We start from the raw sequence: 18136 nt of genomic DNA, 5'->3' as shown, positions 1-18136 counted from the left end.
CCCCCCACTCTCGGCTTCGCTCGAGCGGGGGGACCCCCCTCGTGGGCGCGACCAGCCACAACGGACCCGCACGTACACCACGACCCGCGGTTCCCCGGCTCTCCCGGCGGAGCGCCACCGTTTGGGTCGATGTCAGACCCAGGACCTAATCTGTGCAGCGTGACTTCACCCGCATCGACGGACAGTGTTCCGCCCCAGCTCAGCGCGGGGTCGCGCCCCGCTCCGGGCCCGGCCGCCGACGAGGGCCTGGCGCGGCGCCTGCGCGCGCTCGCCTGCACCGCGCCGCTGCACGACCTCGACGCGCGCAAGGCCAACCTCGCCGGTGAGTACTCGGTGTACGGCATGGCGGAGGTCGCCCTCGCCGCCATCGACCTGGTCACGCTGAACATGGACTTCGACACGGGCGCGGACCACGACCAGATCGTCGCCCGCCTCATCCCGCGCATCGCCGCCCAGGCCCCGCAGCGCCCCGTCGCCGAGCACGAGCGCGTCGCCCGCTGGGTCCTGGAGAACCTGATCAACGTCGGCAGTGTCGACCGAGGCTTCCGCGCCGTGTACGGCACGTTCGCCCCCGACGGCACGTACGTGCGCCGTGACTACGACTTCAAGCTGATCGAGGAGGTCCCCGGCTACGGGGGCGGCGTCTACCTCCGTACGACCGACGAGGCCGTCAACGTCCTCGTGGGCGCCCTCGACACCGACGTCACCAGCGCGCAGATCGCCGCCGAGGTCAAACTGGAGGTCCTGATCAGCCGCGGCCGGCTCGCCGACGCCCAGCTGGCCGCCGAGCAGGCCCGCTACCGCACCGTGCAGTACTCGGAAACCCTGCGCAGGGCACTGGACGCCACCCGGCGCAACGTACGCGCGGTGGACTGGCTCCAGACCGTGCCCGACATGATCGCCGAGGCCCTCGACCACGTCGCCGACCGGTACCGCCACGAGAACGCGATCCTCACCAACATCCGCAAGGCCCGCGACGAGTCCGAGGACCCCGAGCAGAAGCGGCGTGCCGCCGAGCTCGTCGACATCGTGAAGGACTGCATCCGCCGCCACACGCAGTTGCAGTCGAGGCTGCTGGAAGCCGGCCCGCTCTTCCGTGCCGAGCAGGACCGGCAGGCCTTCGCCACACCACTGACCACGTCGGGCATAGACCTTTACGGACACCTGGTGGCACCCGTCCTCCCGCTCCCCCTGGAGCAGGCGGTCCGAGTCACGGACGCGTTCTTCGGGCGCGGTACGGGCTTTCGCACGCGGGCCTCCGTGCGCGTCGCGGACCTCATCGACCTGTTGCTGACCCCGCCGGTCGAGCGGGAGCACCTCGGTGCGGAGATGCCGGAGCCGGACCTCATCGCCACGCCGGACGACAGCCGGTTCAGCGAGGAGCAGCTGGCTGCGGCCATGGAGCTGCTGGACTTGCCGGCGGACGCGCCGCGCAGGCTTTCGGGGCTGCTCGCCGAGGCCCGACGCCAGGACTCCGAACTGCCCTACCTGGTCGCATTGTTGGCCGTGCACGCGGCCAGTCCGCCGGTCGGTACCGCGTATCGGCAGGGTGAGGAGAAGCTGTTGTTCGCCGTGGACGACGGGACCGAGCTGGACGATCCGGAGTTCGGTGGGGCGGATCTGATCGTGGGGACCGCTCTGCTGGACGCGGTGGGGATGGCGGCGGATCGTACGGAGGCGGCGTGAACGCTCCGCCGACAGAGCCGGGAGAGTGCGGGTTGTTTCTTGGCTGCGGGGCGTCCGTGGCTGCTCGCGCCCACGCGGCGGAGCCGCATATGTCACTGCCCCGCGCCCCTTGAGGGGCGCGCCCCCTTCACCACCGCATGTCAGGTACCTCAGACCAAGGAGCCCCAACCGTGACCGAGCACGTCGAGTGGAGTGAGCCGGAAGCCGTCGCCGCGCCGGCGCCCGCCGCCGTCACCCCCGCCGACGCCGCCGACGCGGCGCGGCTCGTGGCGTTCGGGCTGCAGCCCAAGCTGCAGCCCGCCCGTGACCAGGAGTACGGCGAGCTGCTGCGGCGGTACCGGGAGGACCCGCCGTTCGCGCGGCTCGCCGACGCCGTGGCCGCGGGACTGGGGCTCGTCGTGCTGGAGGTGTCCCCGCGCGCGGGGATGGCCGTCACGGCGGCCGAGGACTCCGTGTTCGCCGTACGCATGGGGGACTACGCGCGTCGTGCGTCGTCCGACTCGGGGGACCGGTTCCTGCACGGGCTGGCCCATCTCGCCGCCGCCGCCCTGGCGTTCCCGCGTCCGGAGGACCTGGCCGACGACGGCTACATCGGGCGCGTCTCGGTCAACGGGGTCGACGCCTTCGTGCGGCAGGCGTGCCGGCGGCTGGAGGAGCGGGCCGAGGAGCAGGGGGAGAACACCGACCCGGCCACGGACGCCCCGGGGTTGGAGGCGGCCTGGCGGATCTGGGTCAGGCGCAGCTCCACCGGTGCCACCAAGGACGCGCGAAGGCTGGCGGGTTCGACCACCGGCATCGTCGGCAAGGCGGTCGCGTTCCTCACCGACTCCGGGTTCCTGCAGCGGACCGGTGACGACAACGGCGGGACGTACCGGACGACGGCCCGCTACCAGCTCCAGGTGCGCGACATGGCGGGCAGCGCCGCCATGGCCGAACTGCTGGAGCTGGGCGTCGTCCCGGTGACCGACGGCACGGCCACACTGATGCCCGCCGAGGAAACCGACGACCTGGAGCTGGTGGCCGACGCCGGGCTGCCGTTCCACTCCTGACCGCACGAATCACCGTTACGACTGCGAGAGTTCCGCCGCCATGTACGAGCTGTCCCGGGTCCGCCTCTACTCCATCGGGCCGGCCGGTGCGCGCTACGCCGACACCGTGCTGGACCTGCGGGGTGTGGGTGCGCCCGTGCCCGACCCCGCGCCCCAGCAGGCGGAGTTCTTCGAGGACGAGCCCACCGGGCCGCCGCGCCGCCCGGCGCCCGCCGGAGTGCTCTTCCTGGAGAACGGCGGCGGCAAGTCGGTGCTGCTCAAGCTGATCTTCTCGGTGATGCTGCCCGGCCACCGCAACACGCTGGGCGGTGCCAGCTCCGGTGTGCTGCGCAAGTTCCTGCTCGCGGACGACTGCGGGCACGTCGCCCTGGAGTGGCAGCACACGCTGACCGGTGAGTGCGTCGTGGTCGGCAAGGCGAGCGAGTGGCGGGGGCGTCAGGTCTCCAACGACCCACGGAAGTTCGCCGAGGCCTGGTACTCCTTCCGGCCCGGGCCGGGGCTGAGCCTGGACAACCTGCCCGTCGCCGAGTCCACCGCCGTACGGCCCCCCGTCGAGGGCCAGTCGGGCGCGAAGGGACGGCGCCGGACCATGAAGGGCTTCCGGGACGCGCTCACGGAGGCGGGCAAGGCGTATCCGCACCTCGAAGTCCACTGGGAGGAGATCCACGACCGTTGGAACGAACACCTGACGGACCTGGGCCTGGACCCCGAACTCTTCCGCTACCAGCGGGAGATGAACGCCGACGAGGGCGAGGCCGCCGGTCTCTTCGCGGTCAAGAAGGACTCCGACTTCACCGACCTGCTGCTGCGGGCCGTGACCGACACGCGGGACACCGACGGGCTCGCGGACCTGGTCAGCGGCTTCGGCAACAAGCTGGGACGGCGCGCCGAGCTGATCGCCGAGCGGGACTTCACGGCGGGCTCCGTCGACCTGCTCGGCCGGATCGTCGACGCCGCCGAGGCGCGGCAGCGCGCCCGGGACATCCACGCCGGCGCCGAGCGGCGCACCCGGACGCTGGCCAGGCGCCTGTCCGCCCGAGCGGCCCAGGAGCGCCTGCGGGGCGCCCACCTCGCCCAACGGGTCACCGCCGCCTCCCATGCCGTCACGCACGCCGAGGGCGCCCGCGAACGCAGCGCGCTGATCGCGGCCGAACTCGCCTACCGGCACGCGTCGCTGGCGCTCGCCGCCGCCGAGAAGTCCGCGGCCGCGCAGAAGCGCGAACTCGCCGACGCCCGCACCCTGCACTCCGCCTGGCAGGCCGCCGAGGCCGTGCTGCGCCATCGCGCCGCAGCCGACCGCGTCGCGCGCGTGGCCGCCGCGATCCAGGAGGCCGAGCGGGACGCCGCGCCGGCACTCGCCGCCCGCGCCAAGGCCGCTGTTGACCTGGTACGGGCCCTGCACGGCGCCGCCGGGAGCGCCGAGACCCACGCCAACGAGGAGGAGGAGCGGTCCGCCGCCCTCCAGGAGGTGAGCGAGGCCGCGTACCGGGACTCGACGGCCGCCGCCACCGAGGCCCAGCGCGCCCGCAGCGAGGCCGGGCACCTTCGGCAACGGCTCACCGAGGTGGAGCAGGAGACCGCCGAGGCCGTCCGCGCGGGCTGGCTCGACGACAGCGCTCCGGACGCCGATCCGGCGCGGGCCGCGCTCGCCGCGAGCGACGCCGAGAAGACGGCCGTCGCCGCGTGGGACACCGCGCGCGAGACGTCGCGCCGCGCCTCCGAGCACGCCCGCGAAGCCGCCTCGGCCGAGTCACGGGCCGAGCTGACCGCGGCCCGCGCGGCGGACGCGGCGACCGCCGCGGAGCGCGCGTACGACGCCGAACGGCGCACCGCCGAAGCGCTGGCGGGGGAGGAGCGGCTGGCGGAGCTGCTGGGACTCGGCGCCGGAAAGGGCGCGCGCAAGAGCCTGCCCCAGCAGCGGCGCGACGACATCACGACCGCGGGCCCGGCTGACCCCTCGGACCCCGTGCTCCACGCCACTGACGAAGGGGCCCTCACCCCCGAAGAGCTGGACCGCTGCGCAGACGAACTGCGCGAGCTGCTCGACGACAACGTCGCCTCCGCAGAGCGGCACCTCTTCGAGCTGCGGACGGCCGCCGCCGACGATTCCCGGATCCTCGGCGCCCTCGGTGACGGCGGGCTCCTGCCGCCGGGTCCGGACGTGCTGGCCACCGTCGAGTTCCTCGGCGAGCACGGCATCCCCGCGCTCCCCGGCTGGCGTTACCTCGCCCAGGCCGTCGACCCCACCGATCACGCGCGCGTGCTGGCCGCGCGGCCGGAGCTCGTCGACGGCGTGATCATCACCGACCCGGACACGCACGCCCGGGCCCGCACGGCGCTCTCCGACGCGGCCCTGCTGCCGAGATCCGCCGTGGCCGTGGGCACGGCCGCCGCGCTGCTCGCCCCGACCCCGGCCCCCGACGAGGGGGATGGCGGCGTCTTCCTCGTACCGCCGAACCCGGCCATGCACGACGAGCACGCCGCCGACGAGGAGCGGCAGGCACTGCGCGCGCGGGCGACCGAACGGGACGAGGAGATCCGCACTCTCGCCGGGCGCCTCGGCAAGGACCGCGAACTGGCGGCACGGCTCGCCTCCTGGCGCACCGGCTGCCCGGCCGGACGGCTCACCGAGCTCGCCACGGCCGCCCAGGACACGCGCGCGTTCGCCGAGGAGTCCGAGGCCGAGCTCACCGAGGCCCGCACCGTGCGGGTCGAGGCCGAGGAGGCCGCGGCCGAGGCCGCCCAGGTGCGCGACGAGCGACAGGAGGCCGCGCAGAAGGCCCGCCGCTCCGCCGACGCCCTCGCCGGCCTCGCCTACCGGCTGCGCGAGCGCTCCGGCTGGCAGGTCAAGGTGCGCGAACTCGCCGACGAGGCCGCCGAGTCCGAGACCCGCGCCCAGGTGTGCCTGGAGCGCGCCCGCGCCGCCGACGAGGACCGTCGTGCAGCCCAGCGCGCCGCCGACGACGCCCGCCGCACGGCCCGCGCCCTGCGCGCCGAGCGCGCCGAGATCGCGGGCGCACCCGACGACGTACCGGACGACGGCACACAGGCGCCGAAGGCGTCCCTGCCCGCCCTCCGCGAGGCGTACCGCGCCGCCTCCCAGGTGTACGAGAAGGTCGGCGTCGGCGCCGACCTGCGGGCCGAGCAGGCCCGGGCCGAAAGCGACGAGAGCGCCGCACGCACGGAGCTCGACCGGCTCAGCAACAAGGTCCGCAACCGCGCCGAGCAGCTCCTAGAGTCGCCCGACGGCTCCGACGGGCCCTCCCGGCAGGCCGCCGCCGCCCGCGCCGAGGAGCTGGTGCAGCTCCTGGAGACCCGCATGTCCACCGCGAGCGAGCAGCTCGGACGGCTGCGCGGAGAGGCCGAGCGGCACGCCCCCGAGGACGGCGAGGCGCACACCGAGCTGCCCGAGGAACTCGTCCCGCGCGACGCCGACCACGCCCAGTCCCTGCTGCGCACCGCCTCGGGGGAACTCGCCTCCCACACCGAGGCGTTGGCCCAGGCCCGCGAGGCCCATGCCGAACTGCTCGACGCCCACCGCGCCGCCGAGGACGCGGCCGGCGGCTTCGACGAGACGGCCGCCCTCCTCCGCGACCTCCTGCGAGAGCACGCGGCCGACGAGGAGCAGGAACAGCCCGAGCCGTACCCGGGCGGACCGGAAGAGGCCCGCAAGGCGGCCGCGGAGGCCCGCCGTTCGATGCGCGGCTGTGCCGCCGACCTGTCCTCCGCCGAGACCGCCGTGCGCGAGGCCGGCGACGTGCTCGTACGGCACGCCAACTCCACGCGCTACGAGCAGGTCCGCACGCCCGCCCGCCAGCAGATCCGTGAGCTGCCCGCGTCCGCGCTCCCCGAGCACGCCCAGAAGTGGGCCGTGGCCTTCGCCCCCCGACTCCGGGTCCTCACGGACGAGTTGGAGCAGCTGGAGCGCAACCGGGACTCGATCGTGGACCGGCTGCGAGGGCTGGTCGAGTCGGCTCTGGCCACCCTCCGGTCCGCCCAGCGGCTGTCCCGGCTGCCGGAGGGGCTCGGCGAGTGGTCCGGCCAGGAGTTCCTGCGCATCCGCTTCGACGAGCCTGACCAGGCCACCCTCACCGAACGCCTCGGCGAAGTCATCGACGACGCCACCCGCGCCGCCGTCAAGAAGAACTCCGACCTGCGCCGCGACGGCATGTCCCTGCTGCTCAGGGGGGTCAGCGCGGCCCTCCAGCCCAAGGGCGTCGCCGTCGAGATCCTCAAGCCGGACGCCGTGCTGCGCGCCGAGCGCGTGCCCGTCGGGCAGATGGGCGACGTGTTCTCGGGCGGTCAGCTGCTCACGGCCGCCATCGCCCTGTACTGCACGATGGCCGCCCTGCGAAGCAATGACCGGGGACGCGACAAGCACCGGCACGCGGGCACGCTGTTCCTGGACAACCCCATCGGGCGAGCGAACGCGACGTATCTGCTGGAACTCCAGCGGGCCGTGTCCGACGCCCTCGGTGTCCAACTCCTCTACACCACAGGACTCTTCGACACGACCGCGCTGGCCGAGTTCCCCCTGGTCATCCGTCTGCGCAACGACGCCGATCTGCGAGCAGGCCTCAAGTACATCCGGGTGGAGGAACACCTCCGCCCCGGACTACCCGAGCAGCCGCAGGCGGGAGAGGCGGTCCACAGCGAGATCACGGCGACCCGGATGTTCAAACGCCCGGCCGGCGCCCCGTAGCCCCCGATCCTCCGTGGCGTGCAGTTCCGTGAGGGGTCACAGGCGGCCGGACCGCGGGGCCTTGAGGGTCTCGCCGGTAGGTCCCGCGGGTCTCGTGCGCCCTACGAGTGCGACAACTGCCCGGCCCTGCCCTGCCGCCGGCGTATTCGCTCCTGACTGCGCACCGCCGCCCGGACCTGTCGCCGCACCCGGCGGCGCTCCCGGCGCAGGGCACGAGCCGTGCTGCTGGGGGCCGACACCACTCCGTTGCGCTGGTTCCACACCTGTCGGGTCACCCACACGTCCAGCACGCCCCAGGTCGCCACGACCGTGCTGGCGACACTGCTGAGGACCATGGGGAACGCCAGCCAGGATCCCGCCATCGTGCACAGGAACGCCACCATCGCCTGGATCAGGGTGACCGCGGCGATGAGGACCGCGCGTACGGCCGCCGTCCGCACCGGATCCGGCAACCGGCGCTTCTGGGCGGGCTCCTCGATCCACAACGGCCGGTAGTACGGCTGCTCTTCGCCCCCGCTCCCCTCGTCCTGCCGGCGGGCCGCCTCGCCCGCCGGGCCGCCCCGCCGGGGCGCAACACCCGCCGGAATCCGCTGATCCGAGCCTGGCCCCGGTCCGTTTTCCGCCTCGGGCGCGGTCACGCCGTCTCCGGGCGCCACACGCCGCTCCGCCGTGCCCATCAACCTGTCCTCCCCACCGCCGGCACACAGCTTTCTCTCCGGGATCACGAGACCCCGGCACCCCTCTGGCTGCCCGGCTTGCGCTGATCTACGCCGACTGAGCGCGGCATGCGGCGCCTGTGGCCGATTCCGCCCCCACGTCCTGTACAGAAAGACGATCGACGTCCGAAGAAGATTCCCGGGGAACGAAGAATTCCGGCCAACAGACAAAGTTCCCCGACGGGATGTGATCGGCCCAAGAGCCGGACAGCGGGAGGCAATCTCCCGTAATGAACGGACAACTCCCCATGTCTCGTTCCCCGTACAGAGGGCGTGCACCCGGACTGGCCTTCGAGTTACCTGTGTCTCAGTAGTAGGCTCACGCAAGTTTGTTGACGTACGTGTGTGCCCCCGGTGCGGTGGGGGCCGAGCTGGGGGAGGCCATGCGCTTTCGCGGGAAGTCCATCCGCCGGAAGATCGTGGCGCTGCTTCTCGTGCCCCTGCTGTCGCTGACGGGCATCTGGGCTTTCGCCACGTACCTCACGGTCCGCGACGTCAATCAGCTCTTCGCGGTCTCGGACGTCGTCGAGGAGGTCGGCTACCCCACCGAGGACACCATCCAGGTCCTCCAGGAGGAACGCCGCCAGACGCTCGTCTACCTCGCCGACCCGCGCGCCTCGGACGCGCTGACCGCACTGGAGCGCAGCCGGGCCGCCACCGACAAGACCGTCGCCACCATCCGCGAGAAGTCCGAGGACGGCGACATACAGGGCGAGATGAATGAGGCCACGTCCACGGGCCTCACCGCGATCCTGGACGCCCTCGACGGCCTCACCTCCCTGCGCAGCAGCGTCGAGCAGGGCACCGTCAACGTCTCCCAGGCCCTCGACCTCTACAACCGCCTCGTGGACCCCTGTTACGCCCTCCTGGCCAACCTCCACGTCCTGGACAACGTGGAGATGGACAAACAGGGCCGCGCCCTCGTCAATGTGGCCCTCGCCCGAGAACTGCTCTCTCGCGAGGACGCCCTTCTCAGCTCGGCGCTCGTCTCGGGCAACATCACGCGTGACGAGATCCGGGACGTCTCCGACCTGATCGCCCAGCGCACGCTGATGTACGAGGCCAACCTTCCGCTGCTGCCGTCCACGGAACGCGACCGCTTCGAGAGCTACTGGAACAACGCGGGCACCGGCCCGCTGCGGGTGATCGAGCAGTCCGTCATCAACGCCGAACCCGGCAAACCCCACGGCGTCACCGCGAAGACCTGGGACAGCGCGGCGGGTGACGTCCTCGACGAACTCGCGGACCTCAACGTCCAGGCGGGCGACCGGTTCCAGGAACGGGTCCGACCCCTCGTCGTCAACGTCGTCCTCAAGGCCGTCATCGCCGGCGTCCTCGGTCTCTTCGCCCTGCTGTTCTCGCTGTTCATGTCGGTTCGCATCGGCCGGTCCCTCGTCCGTGACCTGCGTCGGCTGCGCCAGGACGCCAACGAGGCCGCCGGTGTCCGCCTGCCCAGCGTGATGCGGCGGTTGTCCGCGGGCGAGAAGGTCGACGTGGAGACCGAGGTCCCGCGCCTGGAGTACGCCAAGACCGAGATGGGCGAGGTCGGCCAGGCCGTCAACACGCTCCAGCGCGCCGCCGTCGAGGCCGCGGTCAAGCAGTCCGAACTCCGCGACGGGATCTCCGAGGTCTTCGTCAACCTCGCCCGCCGCAGCCAGGTCCTGCTCCACAAGCAGCTCACCCTCCTCGACACCATGGAGCGCCGCACCGAGGACACCGACGAACTCGCCGACCTGTTCCGCCTCGACCACCTCACCACGCGCATGCGCCGCCACGCGGAGGGTCTGGTCATCCTCTCGGGCGCCGCCCCCTCGCGACAGTGGCGCAAACCCATCCAGCTCATGGACATCGTGCGCGCCTCTGTCGCCGAGGTCGAGGACTACGAGCGCATCGAGGTCCGCCGACTGCCCCGCGTCGCGGTGACGGGACCGGCGGTCGCCGACCTCACCCACCTCGTGGCCGAGCTCCTGGAGAACGCCACGGTGTTCTCACCCCCGCACACCGCCGTCCAGGTCCTGGGCGAGCGCGTCGCCAACGGCTTCACCCTGGAGATCCACGACCGGGGTCTGGGCATGGCCGCCGAGGCCCTCCTCGAGGCGAACCTGCGGCTCGCCGAGACCCCGGAGTTCGAACTGTCCGACACCGACCGGCTCGGCCTGTTCGTGGTCAGCCGGCTGGCCCAGCGGCAGAACGTCCGCGTCTCCCTGCAGCCCTCGCCGTACGGCGGCACCACGGCAGTCGTCTTCATCCCCGACGCCCTGCTCACGGACGACGTCCCGGACACCAACGGCATCGGCTTCCGTCTCGACCGGGCCCATCCCTCCAGGGAGGCCGAACTCGAGGCGGAGCGCCGCGCGGCCCTCTCCGACGTCCCCGTGCGGCTCCCCGGCCTCCCGGCCTCGCTGCTGGACGGCCCGGTCGAGCTGGAGGCACCGGTCGACGTCGACGCCCCGGTCGGTCTGGACCGCACCTTCGGCGCCTTCCCGGGCGCCCTCGACGACGAGGACCGTGAACACGGCGGTCTCTTCCGCCCACGCCGCTCCATCGCCGGTGTCCCCAACGAGCAGCCGCAGCGTCGCGAGGGCCGGGGCGAACCCGCCCGCCCCGCGGACGCCGAGCCCGACCAGCCGGGCGGTCCCGCGGCGCTGCCACGGCGGCGCGTGCCCAAGCTCGTCAGCTCCCACGGCCGCCCCGTCACGGACAGGCCCCGACACGAGGACGAGGAGTTCCCGGAGAGGCACGACCCGGCGCAGGGCGGCCTGGAGGAGCCGAACCGACTGCCGGCCCGACGGGGCGACCGCCCCGGGCCGTCCGCTCTCCGGCCCGCCGACCCCAGGGAAACCCTCTCCCGCGCGACGGACGAGCCGCCCGCGCTGCCCCAGCGCCGTCGTACGACCTCGTCGACCCACACCGCCGGCGCCACCCCGGGCGCGGACAGCGCAGGCGGCGAGGCAGAATCGGGAACAAGGCCGCTGCCCCGGCGCGTACGACAGGCCAACCTGGCTCCACAGTTGAAGGACGGCCCCGCACAGCGCGCGCAACGCGACAAGGACCGCCAGGACCGGGCGGACGTCGCCGAACGCGACGCAGACGAGGTACGCAGTCGTATGGCCTCGCTCCAGCGGGGCTGGCGGCGCGGCCGCGAGGAGAACGCCACGGGCGACGACGCCCGGGACGGCTCAGCACGAGGAACGACTAAGGGGGACGGTCGATGACCGCACCGCAGGGCCCAGGGCCCACCGCCGCCGGCTCGCAGTCGAGGGAGCTGAACTGGCTCCTGGACGATCTGGTGGAGCGGGTCGGCAGCATCCGCAAGGCACTCGTGCTCTCCAGCGACGGGCTGCCCACCGGCTTCTCCAAGGACCTGACACGTGAGGACAGCGAGCACCTGGCGGCCGTCTCCTCGGGCTTCCACAGCCTGGCCAAGGGCGTCGGCCGCCACTTCGAAGCGGGCAACGTCCGGCAGACCGTCGTCGAGCTCGACGACGCCTTCCTGTTCGTCACGGCCGCGGGCGACGGCAGCTGTCTCGCCGTCCTCGCGGACGCCGACGCGGACATCGGGCAGATCGCGTACGAGATGACGCTCCTCGTGAAGCGCGTCGGTGTACATCTGGGTGCCGCTCCGCGCACCGATGTGCCCTAGGACGGGTAGTGGGATGTCATGAGCGGAGACGGTCAGGGAAGAAGCCACTGGTTCGACGACGACGCCGGACCCGTGGTCCGTCCGTACGCCATGACGCGGGGCCGCACCAGCCACGCGGTCCAGCACCGCCTTGATCTCATCGCGGTGGTCGTGGCGGAGACCCGGGCGGACGACGAGGAGGCGGACCACTCGCTGTCCCCGGAGCACGTGAGCATCGTCGAGCTCTGCGGTGACACCCCGCAGTCGGTGGCCGAACTCGCCGCGGAGCTCGATCTGCCCGTCGGGGTCGTACGCGTCCTCGTGGGCGATCTCGTGGACGAGGAAATGGTCCACGTGACACGCCCCGTACCCCCTGCCGAGCTGGTCGACGAGAGTATTCTGCGCGACGTGATCAACGGCCTCCGGGCGCTCTGAGCAGCGCGGAAGCGGAGTGGAGAAGTGACGGGCTGGCAGTTCTGGGTCGACCGAGGCGGCACCTTCACCGACATCGTCGCGCGTCGCCCGGACGGCCGCCTGCTCACGCACAAGCTCCTCTCCGACAACCCCGCGCGCTACGCGGACGCGGCCGTCGCGGGCGTCCGAGAACTCCTCGACGGCTCCCGGGACCCCGTCGACACCGTCCGCATGGGCACCACGGTCGCCACCAACGCCCTCCTGGAACGCAAGGGCGAGCGCACCCTCCTCGTCATCACGCGAGGCTTCCGCGACGCCCTGCGCATCGCCTACCAGAACCGCCCCCGCATCTTCGCCCGCCGCATCGAACTGCCCGAGCTGCTGTACGAACGCGTCGTCGAGGTCGACGAGCGCATCGCCGCCGACGGCACCGTGCTTCACGCCCCCGACCTGGACGCTCTCGCGGGGCCCCTGCGGGAGGCGTACGACGACGGGATCCGCGCCGTCGCCGTTGTCTGCATGCACAGCCACCTCCACCCCGCCCACGAGAGGGCCGTCGGCGAGCTGGCCCACCGCACGGGCTTCCCGCAGATCTCGCTGTCCAGCGAGGTCAGCCCGCTGATGAAGCTCGTCCCGCGCGGCGACACCGCCGTCGTCGACGCCTATCTGTCGCCCGTGCTGCGCCGCTACGTCCAGCACGTCGCCGACGAACTCCGGGACGTAAGGCTGATGTTCATGCAGTCCAACGGTGGTCTCGCCGAAGCCGGTCAGTTCCGCGGCAAGGACGCCATCCTCTCCGGGCCCGCGGGCGGAATCGTCGGCATGGCCCGCATGTCGCAGCTCGCCGGCTTCGACCGCGTCATCGGCTTCGACATGGGCGGCACCTCCACGGACGTCTCGCACTTCGCGGGCGAGTACGAACGCGTCTTCACCACCCGGATCGCCGGGGTCCGGCTGCGCGCGCCCATGCTGGACATCCACACCGTCGCGGCGGGCGGCGGCTCGATCCTCCACTTCGACGGCTCCCGCTACCGCGTAGGGCCGGACTCGGCGGGCGCGGACCCAGGGCCCGCCTGCTACCGGGGCGGCGGCCCGCTCACCGTCACCGACGCCAACGTCATGCTCGGCCGCATCCAGCCCGGCCACTTCCCGCGCGTGTTCGGCCCCGACGGCGACCAGCCCCTCGACGACGCTCTCGTCCGCGACCGGTTCGACGCCCTCGCGCGTGAGATCCGCGACCGGACCGGCGACCACCGCACGCCCGAGCAGGTCGCCGAGGGCTACCTGCAGATCGCCGTCGCCAACATCGCGGGCGCCGTGAAGCGGATCTCGGTCCAGAAGGGCCACGACGTCACCCGGTACGCGCTGACCACCTTCGGCGGTGCGGGCGGCCAGCACGCGTGCAGGGTCGCCGACTCGCTCGGCATCCGGTCCGTCCTCGTCCCACCCATGGCCGGCGTGCTCTCCGCGCTCGGCATCGGCCTCGCCGACACCACGGCCATGCGCGAACAGTCCGTCGAGGCCCCTCTGGAGCCCGCCTCGATGCCCGGCGTCCTGAAGACCGCCGACGACCTGGAGAGCGCTGCCCGCGAGGAACTCCTCGCCGAGGACGTCCCCGAGGACCGCATTCGCGTCACACGCCGCGCCCAGCTCCGCTACGACGGGACCGACACGACCCTCACCGTCGAGCTCGCCGAGCCCACCACCATGCGGCGCGCCTTCGAAGAACGTCATCGCGCCACGTACTCCTTCGCCCTCGACCGCCCCGTCGTCGTCGAAGCCCTCTCCGTCGAAGCCACCGGCATCACCGAACCCCCCGATCTCTCCGCCCTCGCCTCCTACGAGGGCCCCACCACCGACACCCGGCCCTCCGCCCCCGAAACAGTCCGCCTCCACACGGGAGGCACCCGGCGCGACGTACCCCTGCACCGCCGCGAGCAGCTCCCGCACGGCGAGACCGTCACCGGGCCCGCGATCATCACCGAGGCCAACGCCACCACGGTCGTGGACGACGGCTGGCAGGCGGCCGTCACCGGCGACGGCCACTTGGTCATGGAACGCACGGCGGTTACGGAGAGTTCCGACCTCGACACAACAGTCGACCCGGTTCTGCTGGAAGTCTTCAACAACCTCTTCATGTCCATCGCGGAACAGATGGGCGCCCGCCTGGAGTCCACCGCCCAGTCCGTCAACATCAAGGAACGCCTGGACTTCTCCTGCGCGCTCTTCGACCCCGACGGCAACCTGGTCGCCAACGCCCCCCACATCCCGGTCCACCTGGGCTCCATGGGCACCAGCGTCAAGGAGGTCATCCGGCGGCGCGGCGAGGGCATGCGCAAGGGCGACACGTACGCCGTCAACGACCCGTACCACGGCGGCACCCACCTTCCCGACGTCACCGTGATCACTCCGGTGTTCGACACGGAGGGTGACCGGATCCTGTTCTACGTGGCGTCGCGCGGTCACCACGCCGAGATCGGCGGCATCCAGCCCGGCTCCATGCCCGCGAACAGCCGCACCATCGAGGAGGAGGGCATCCTCTTCGATAACTGGCTGCTCGTCGAAGCCGGCCGTTTCCGCGAGGAGGAGACCCTCCGCCTGCTCACCGAGGCCCCGCACCCCTCCCGCAACCCCGGGACCAACCTCGCCGACCTGCGCGCCCAGATCGCCGCCAACCACAAGGGCGTCGACGAGGCCGCCCGCATGATCGAGGACTTCGGCCTCGACGTGGTCCAGGCGTACATGAAACACGTCCAGGACAACGCCGAAGAAGCGGTACGGCGCGTGATCGACGCCCTGGACGACGGCAGTTACGCCTACGAGACCGACTCCGGCGCCGTCATCCGCGTGCGCGTACGCGTGGACCGGGCAAAGCGCTCCGCGACCGTCGACTTCACGGGCACGTCCCCTCAGCTCGCCACCAACTTCAACGCGCCCGTCTCGGTGGTGAACGCGGCCGTCCTGTACGTCTTCCGCACCCTGGTGGCCGACGACATCCCGCTCAACGACGGCTGTCTGCGCCCCCTCGACATCGTCGTCCCGCCCGGCTCGATGCTTGCCCCCGAATCCCCGGCCGCAGTGGTCGCGGGCAACGTGGAGACCTCACAGGCCATCACCGGCGCCCTGTACGCCGCCCTGGGTGTCCAGGCCGAGGGCTCCGGGACGATGAACAACGTCACCTTCGGCAACGAGCGCCACCAGTACTACGAGACCGTCGCCTCCGGGTCCGGCGCGGGTGACGGCTTCCCGGGCGCGCCCGTCGTCCAGACCCACATGACCAACTCCCGCCTCACCGACCCCGAGGTCCTGGAGTGGCGCCTGCCCGTCCGGCTCGACGAGTTCTCGGTCCGGCGCGGCAGCGGCGGCGACGGACGCTGGCGGGGTGGGGACGGCGCCGTACGCCGCATCCGTTTCCACGAACCCATGACGGTCTCCACGCTCTCCCAGCACCGCAGGGTCCCGCCCTACGGAATGGCCGGCGGCGCACCCGGAGCCCTGGGCGCCAACCGGGTGGAGCGCGCCGACGGCGGTGTCGTCCAAATCGGCGGAAGTGATTCGGCGGAAGTCGGCCCCGGCGACGTACTAGTCATCGAAACCCCCGGCGGCGGAGGCTACGGGCCCCCGCCGCGTGACCACGAACCAGCAGGAAGAGAGACCGATGATCTTCGGGCGTTCTGAGCGCGGCAAGTCCCCGGTCGAGCCCGTCACGCTCAAGATCCTGGTGGCCGGCGGTTTCGGCGTGGGCAAGACGACCTGCGTCGGCGCGGTCAGCGAGATCAAACCGCTGAGGACCGAGGAGATGCTCACCGAGGCGGGCCGCCCGGTCGACGACATCAGCGGCGTGGAAGGCAAGCACACGACCACCGTCGCGATGGACTTCGGGCGCATCACCCTCCGCGAGGACCTGGTGCTGTACCTCTTCGGGACACCCGGCCAGGACCGCTTCTGGTTCCTGTGGGACGAACTCGCCACAGGCGCCCTGGGGGCCGTCGTGCTCGCCGACACCCGCCGTCTCGAGGACTGCTTCGCCGCCGTCGACTACTTCGAGCGGCGCTCCATCCCCTTCGTGATCGGCGTCAACTGCTTCGACGCCGCCACCCGTTATCCGGCCGAAACCGTTCGCGAGGCCCTCGACCTCGACCCGCACGTCCCGGTCGTACTGTGCGACGCACGTGAGCGGGAGTCCGTGAAGGACGTCCTCGTCGCCGTCGTACGGCACGCCATGACGCAGGCGGCCGAGCGCCGCCATAGCGTCACGACCTGAGGCCATGGCCTGACACCACGGCTGAGCCGGACGCACGAGCACGGCCCGTACCCCCGCCGACCGGGGTACGAGCCGTGGGCCCTGGGCACGCGCGCGTGGACCCGCGTTACGGGCGTGCGCGAGCGGCACGCGCGCGTGGACCTCGATTCTCAGCTCGCGTCGTCCTCGTGCCAGCCGAAGCTCTTCTCCACCGCCTTGCGCCAGATGTGGTACTCGCGGTCACGGACGGACGCCTCCATGGCCGGCGTCCACTCGACGTCCTTCTGCCAGTGCGACTTCAGCTCGTCCAGGTCGTTCCACACCCCTGTCGCGAGCCCCGCCGCGTACGCGGCCCCCAGGCAGGTCGTCTCCGACACCATGGGGCGGATCACCGGCACGTCGAGGACGTCCGCCTGGTGCTGCATCAGGAGGTTGTTCTTGGTCATGCCGCCATCCACCTTCAGGGTGGTGATCTTCACCCCGGAGTCCTGGAACATGGCGTCCACTACCTCACGCGTCTGCCAGCTCGTCGCCTCCAGCACCGCGCGCGCGAGGTGTCCCTTCGTGACGTACCGCGTGAGTCCGGTGACGACTCCGCGCGCGTCGGACCGCCAATAGGGCGCGAACAGGCCCGAGAACGCGGGCACGATGTAAGCGCCGCCGTTGTCGTCCACGCTCGCCGCCAGCGACTCGATCTCGTCGGCGGTCCGGATGATGCCGAGCTGATCGCGGAACCACTGCACCAGGGCACCCGTGATCGCGATCGACCCCTCCAGGCAGTACACCGGAGCCTCGCTGCCGATCTTGTACCCCATCGTGGTGAGCAGCCCGCTCTTCGACGGCACGGGCCGGTTCCCCGTGTTGAGCAGCAGGAAGCTGCCGGTGCCGTACGTGTTCTTCGCCGTGCCCACGTCGTAGCAGGCCTGCCCGAACACGGCCGCCTGCTGGTCACCGAGCGCCGACGCGACCGGCACGCCCGCGAGCTGCCCCACGGCGGTGCCGTACACCTCGGCGGAGGAGCGGATCTCCGGGAGGATCGCCTCGGGGACGTTCATCGCCGCGAGGATCGAGGAGTCCCACTGGAGAGTCGAGAGGTTCATCAGCATGGTGCGTCCGGCGTTGGTGACGTCGGTGACGTGCCGTCCGCCGTCGGTGCCGCCGGTCAGGTTCCAGATCAGCCAGGAGTCGATCGTGCCGAAGGCGATCTCACCGCGCTCGGCACGGGCCCTGAGTCCCGGCACGTTGTCCAGCAGCCAGGCCGCCTTCGGGCCCGAGAAGTAGCTGGCCAGCGGCAGGCCCGTCTGCTCACGGAAACGGTCCTGCCCGTCCGGGCCGCCGAGCTCGGTGCACAGCGCGGACGTACGCGTGTCCTGCCAGACGATCGCGTTGTGGACGGGCTTGCCCGTGGCACGGTCCCACAGGACCGTCGTCTCGCGCTGGTTGGTGATACCGAGCGCGCTGAGTTGGTCGGCGCGCAGGCCCGCCTTGGCGATCGCACCGGCGACCACCGCCTGCACCTTGGACCAGATCTCGGTGGCGTCGTGTTCCACCCAGCCGGGCTTGGGAAAGATCTGACGGTGCTCGCGCTGGTCGACGGCGACGATCGCGCCGTCCTGGTCGAAGATGATGCAGCGACTCGAAGTGGTGCCCTGGTCGATCGCGGCGACGTACTTCTGGGCGTTGTCCGGCATGACGTCCCCTTAC

At 72.0% G+C, this 18136-nt stretch carries 10 protein-coding genes; 8 read left to right on the top strand and 2 right to left on the bottom strand.

The annotated features are described in order from the left end of the window. Positions 1–159 precede the first annotated feature (159 nt). The 3 genes from AB0959_RS20300 (at position 160) to AB0959_RS20290 (ending at position 7437) form a co-directional block, all read left to right on the top strand. Entirely contained in the window at positions 160–1686 is a 1527-nt protein-coding gene (locus AB0959_RS20300; RefSeq protein ID WP_366827818.1) for a hypothetical protein, read from the top strand. Between the two features lie 170 nt (positions 1687–1856). Beyond that, entirely contained in the window at positions 1857–2735 is an 879-nt protein-coding gene (locus AB0959_RS20295; RefSeq protein ID WP_366827817.1) for a hypothetical protein, read from the top strand. A gap of 40 nt (positions 2736–2775) precedes the next feature. Continuing rightward, entirely contained in the window at positions 2776–7437 is a 4662-nt protein-coding gene (locus AB0959_RS20290; protein WP_366827816.1) for a hypothetical protein, read from the top strand. A gap of 101 nt (positions 7438–7538) precedes the next feature. Here the strand turns inward: AB0959_RS20290 and AB0959_RS20285 are convergent, their stop codons facing one another. Further along, on the bottom strand, positions 7539–8114 hold the full coding sequence (locus AB0959_RS20285; RefSeq protein WP_366827815.1) for a hypothetical protein: 576 nt from the start codon (positions 8112–8114) through the stop codon (positions 7539–7541). A 422-nt stretch (positions 8115–8536) separates the two neighbouring features. On the opposite strand from AB0959_RS20285, the gene AB0959_RS20280 reads away from it, so the two are divergent. The 5 genes from AB0959_RS20280 to AB0959_RS20260 are packed head-to-tail and all read left to right on the top strand — an operon-like array spanning position 8537 to position 16453. Further along, the gene (locus tag AB0959_RS20280) at positions 8537–11368 is read left to right on the top strand and encodes a nitrate- and nitrite sensing domain-containing protein (RefSeq protein WP_366827814.1); all 2832 of its coding nucleotides are present in this window, start codon (positions 8537–8539) and stop codon (positions 11366–11368) included. Beyond that, positions 11365–11796, top strand: coding sequence for a roadblock/LC7 domain-containing protein (locus AB0959_RS20275; RefSeq protein WP_366827813.1), 432 nt, complete (start codon positions 11365–11367; stop codon positions 11794–11796). The genes AB0959_RS20280 and AB0959_RS20275 overlap by 4 nt, the downstream gene beginning before the upstream one ends. A gap of 18 nt (positions 11797–11814) precedes the next feature. Beyond that, positions 11815–12210 (top strand): DUF742 domain-containing protein, encoded by a 396-nt coding sequence (locus AB0959_RS20270; protein ID WP_366827812.1) that lies wholly within the window; start codon positions 11815–11817, stop codon positions 12208–12210. Positions 12211–12234: 24 nt separating this feature from the next. After that, a complete protein-coding gene (locus AB0959_RS20265) occupies positions 12235–15867 on the top strand; it encodes a hydantoinase B/oxoprolinase family protein (RefSeq protein ID WP_366827811.1) in 3633 nt (1210 codons plus the stop codon). After that, complete coding sequence (locus tag AB0959_RS20260) at positions 15848–16453, top strand: ATP/GTP-binding protein (protein ID WP_366827810.1); 606 nt, start codon at positions 15848–15850, stop codon at positions 16451–16453. Before AB0959_RS20265 ends, AB0959_RS20260 begins: the two co-directional genes overlap by 20 nt. Positions 16454–16602: 149 nt before the next feature. On the opposite strand, the gene glpK is transcribed toward AB0959_RS20260, so the two are convergent. Next, positions 16603–18123, bottom strand: coding sequence for a glycerol kinase GlpK (glpK, locus tag AB0959_RS20255; RefSeq protein WP_366827809.1), 1521 nt, complete (start codon positions 18121–18123; stop codon positions 16603–16605). Positions 18124–18136 lie beyond the last annotated feature (13 nt).

The organism is Streptomyces sp. NPDC046862 (genome assembly GCF_040704615.1).
In the GTDB taxonomy this organism is placed as follows: Bacteria; Actinomycetota; Actinomycetes; order Streptomycetales; family Streptomycetaceae; genus Streptomyces.
The sequence above is the reverse complement of the archived record's forward strand: the minus strand, read 5'-3'. Positions and strand labels throughout refer to the sequence as shown.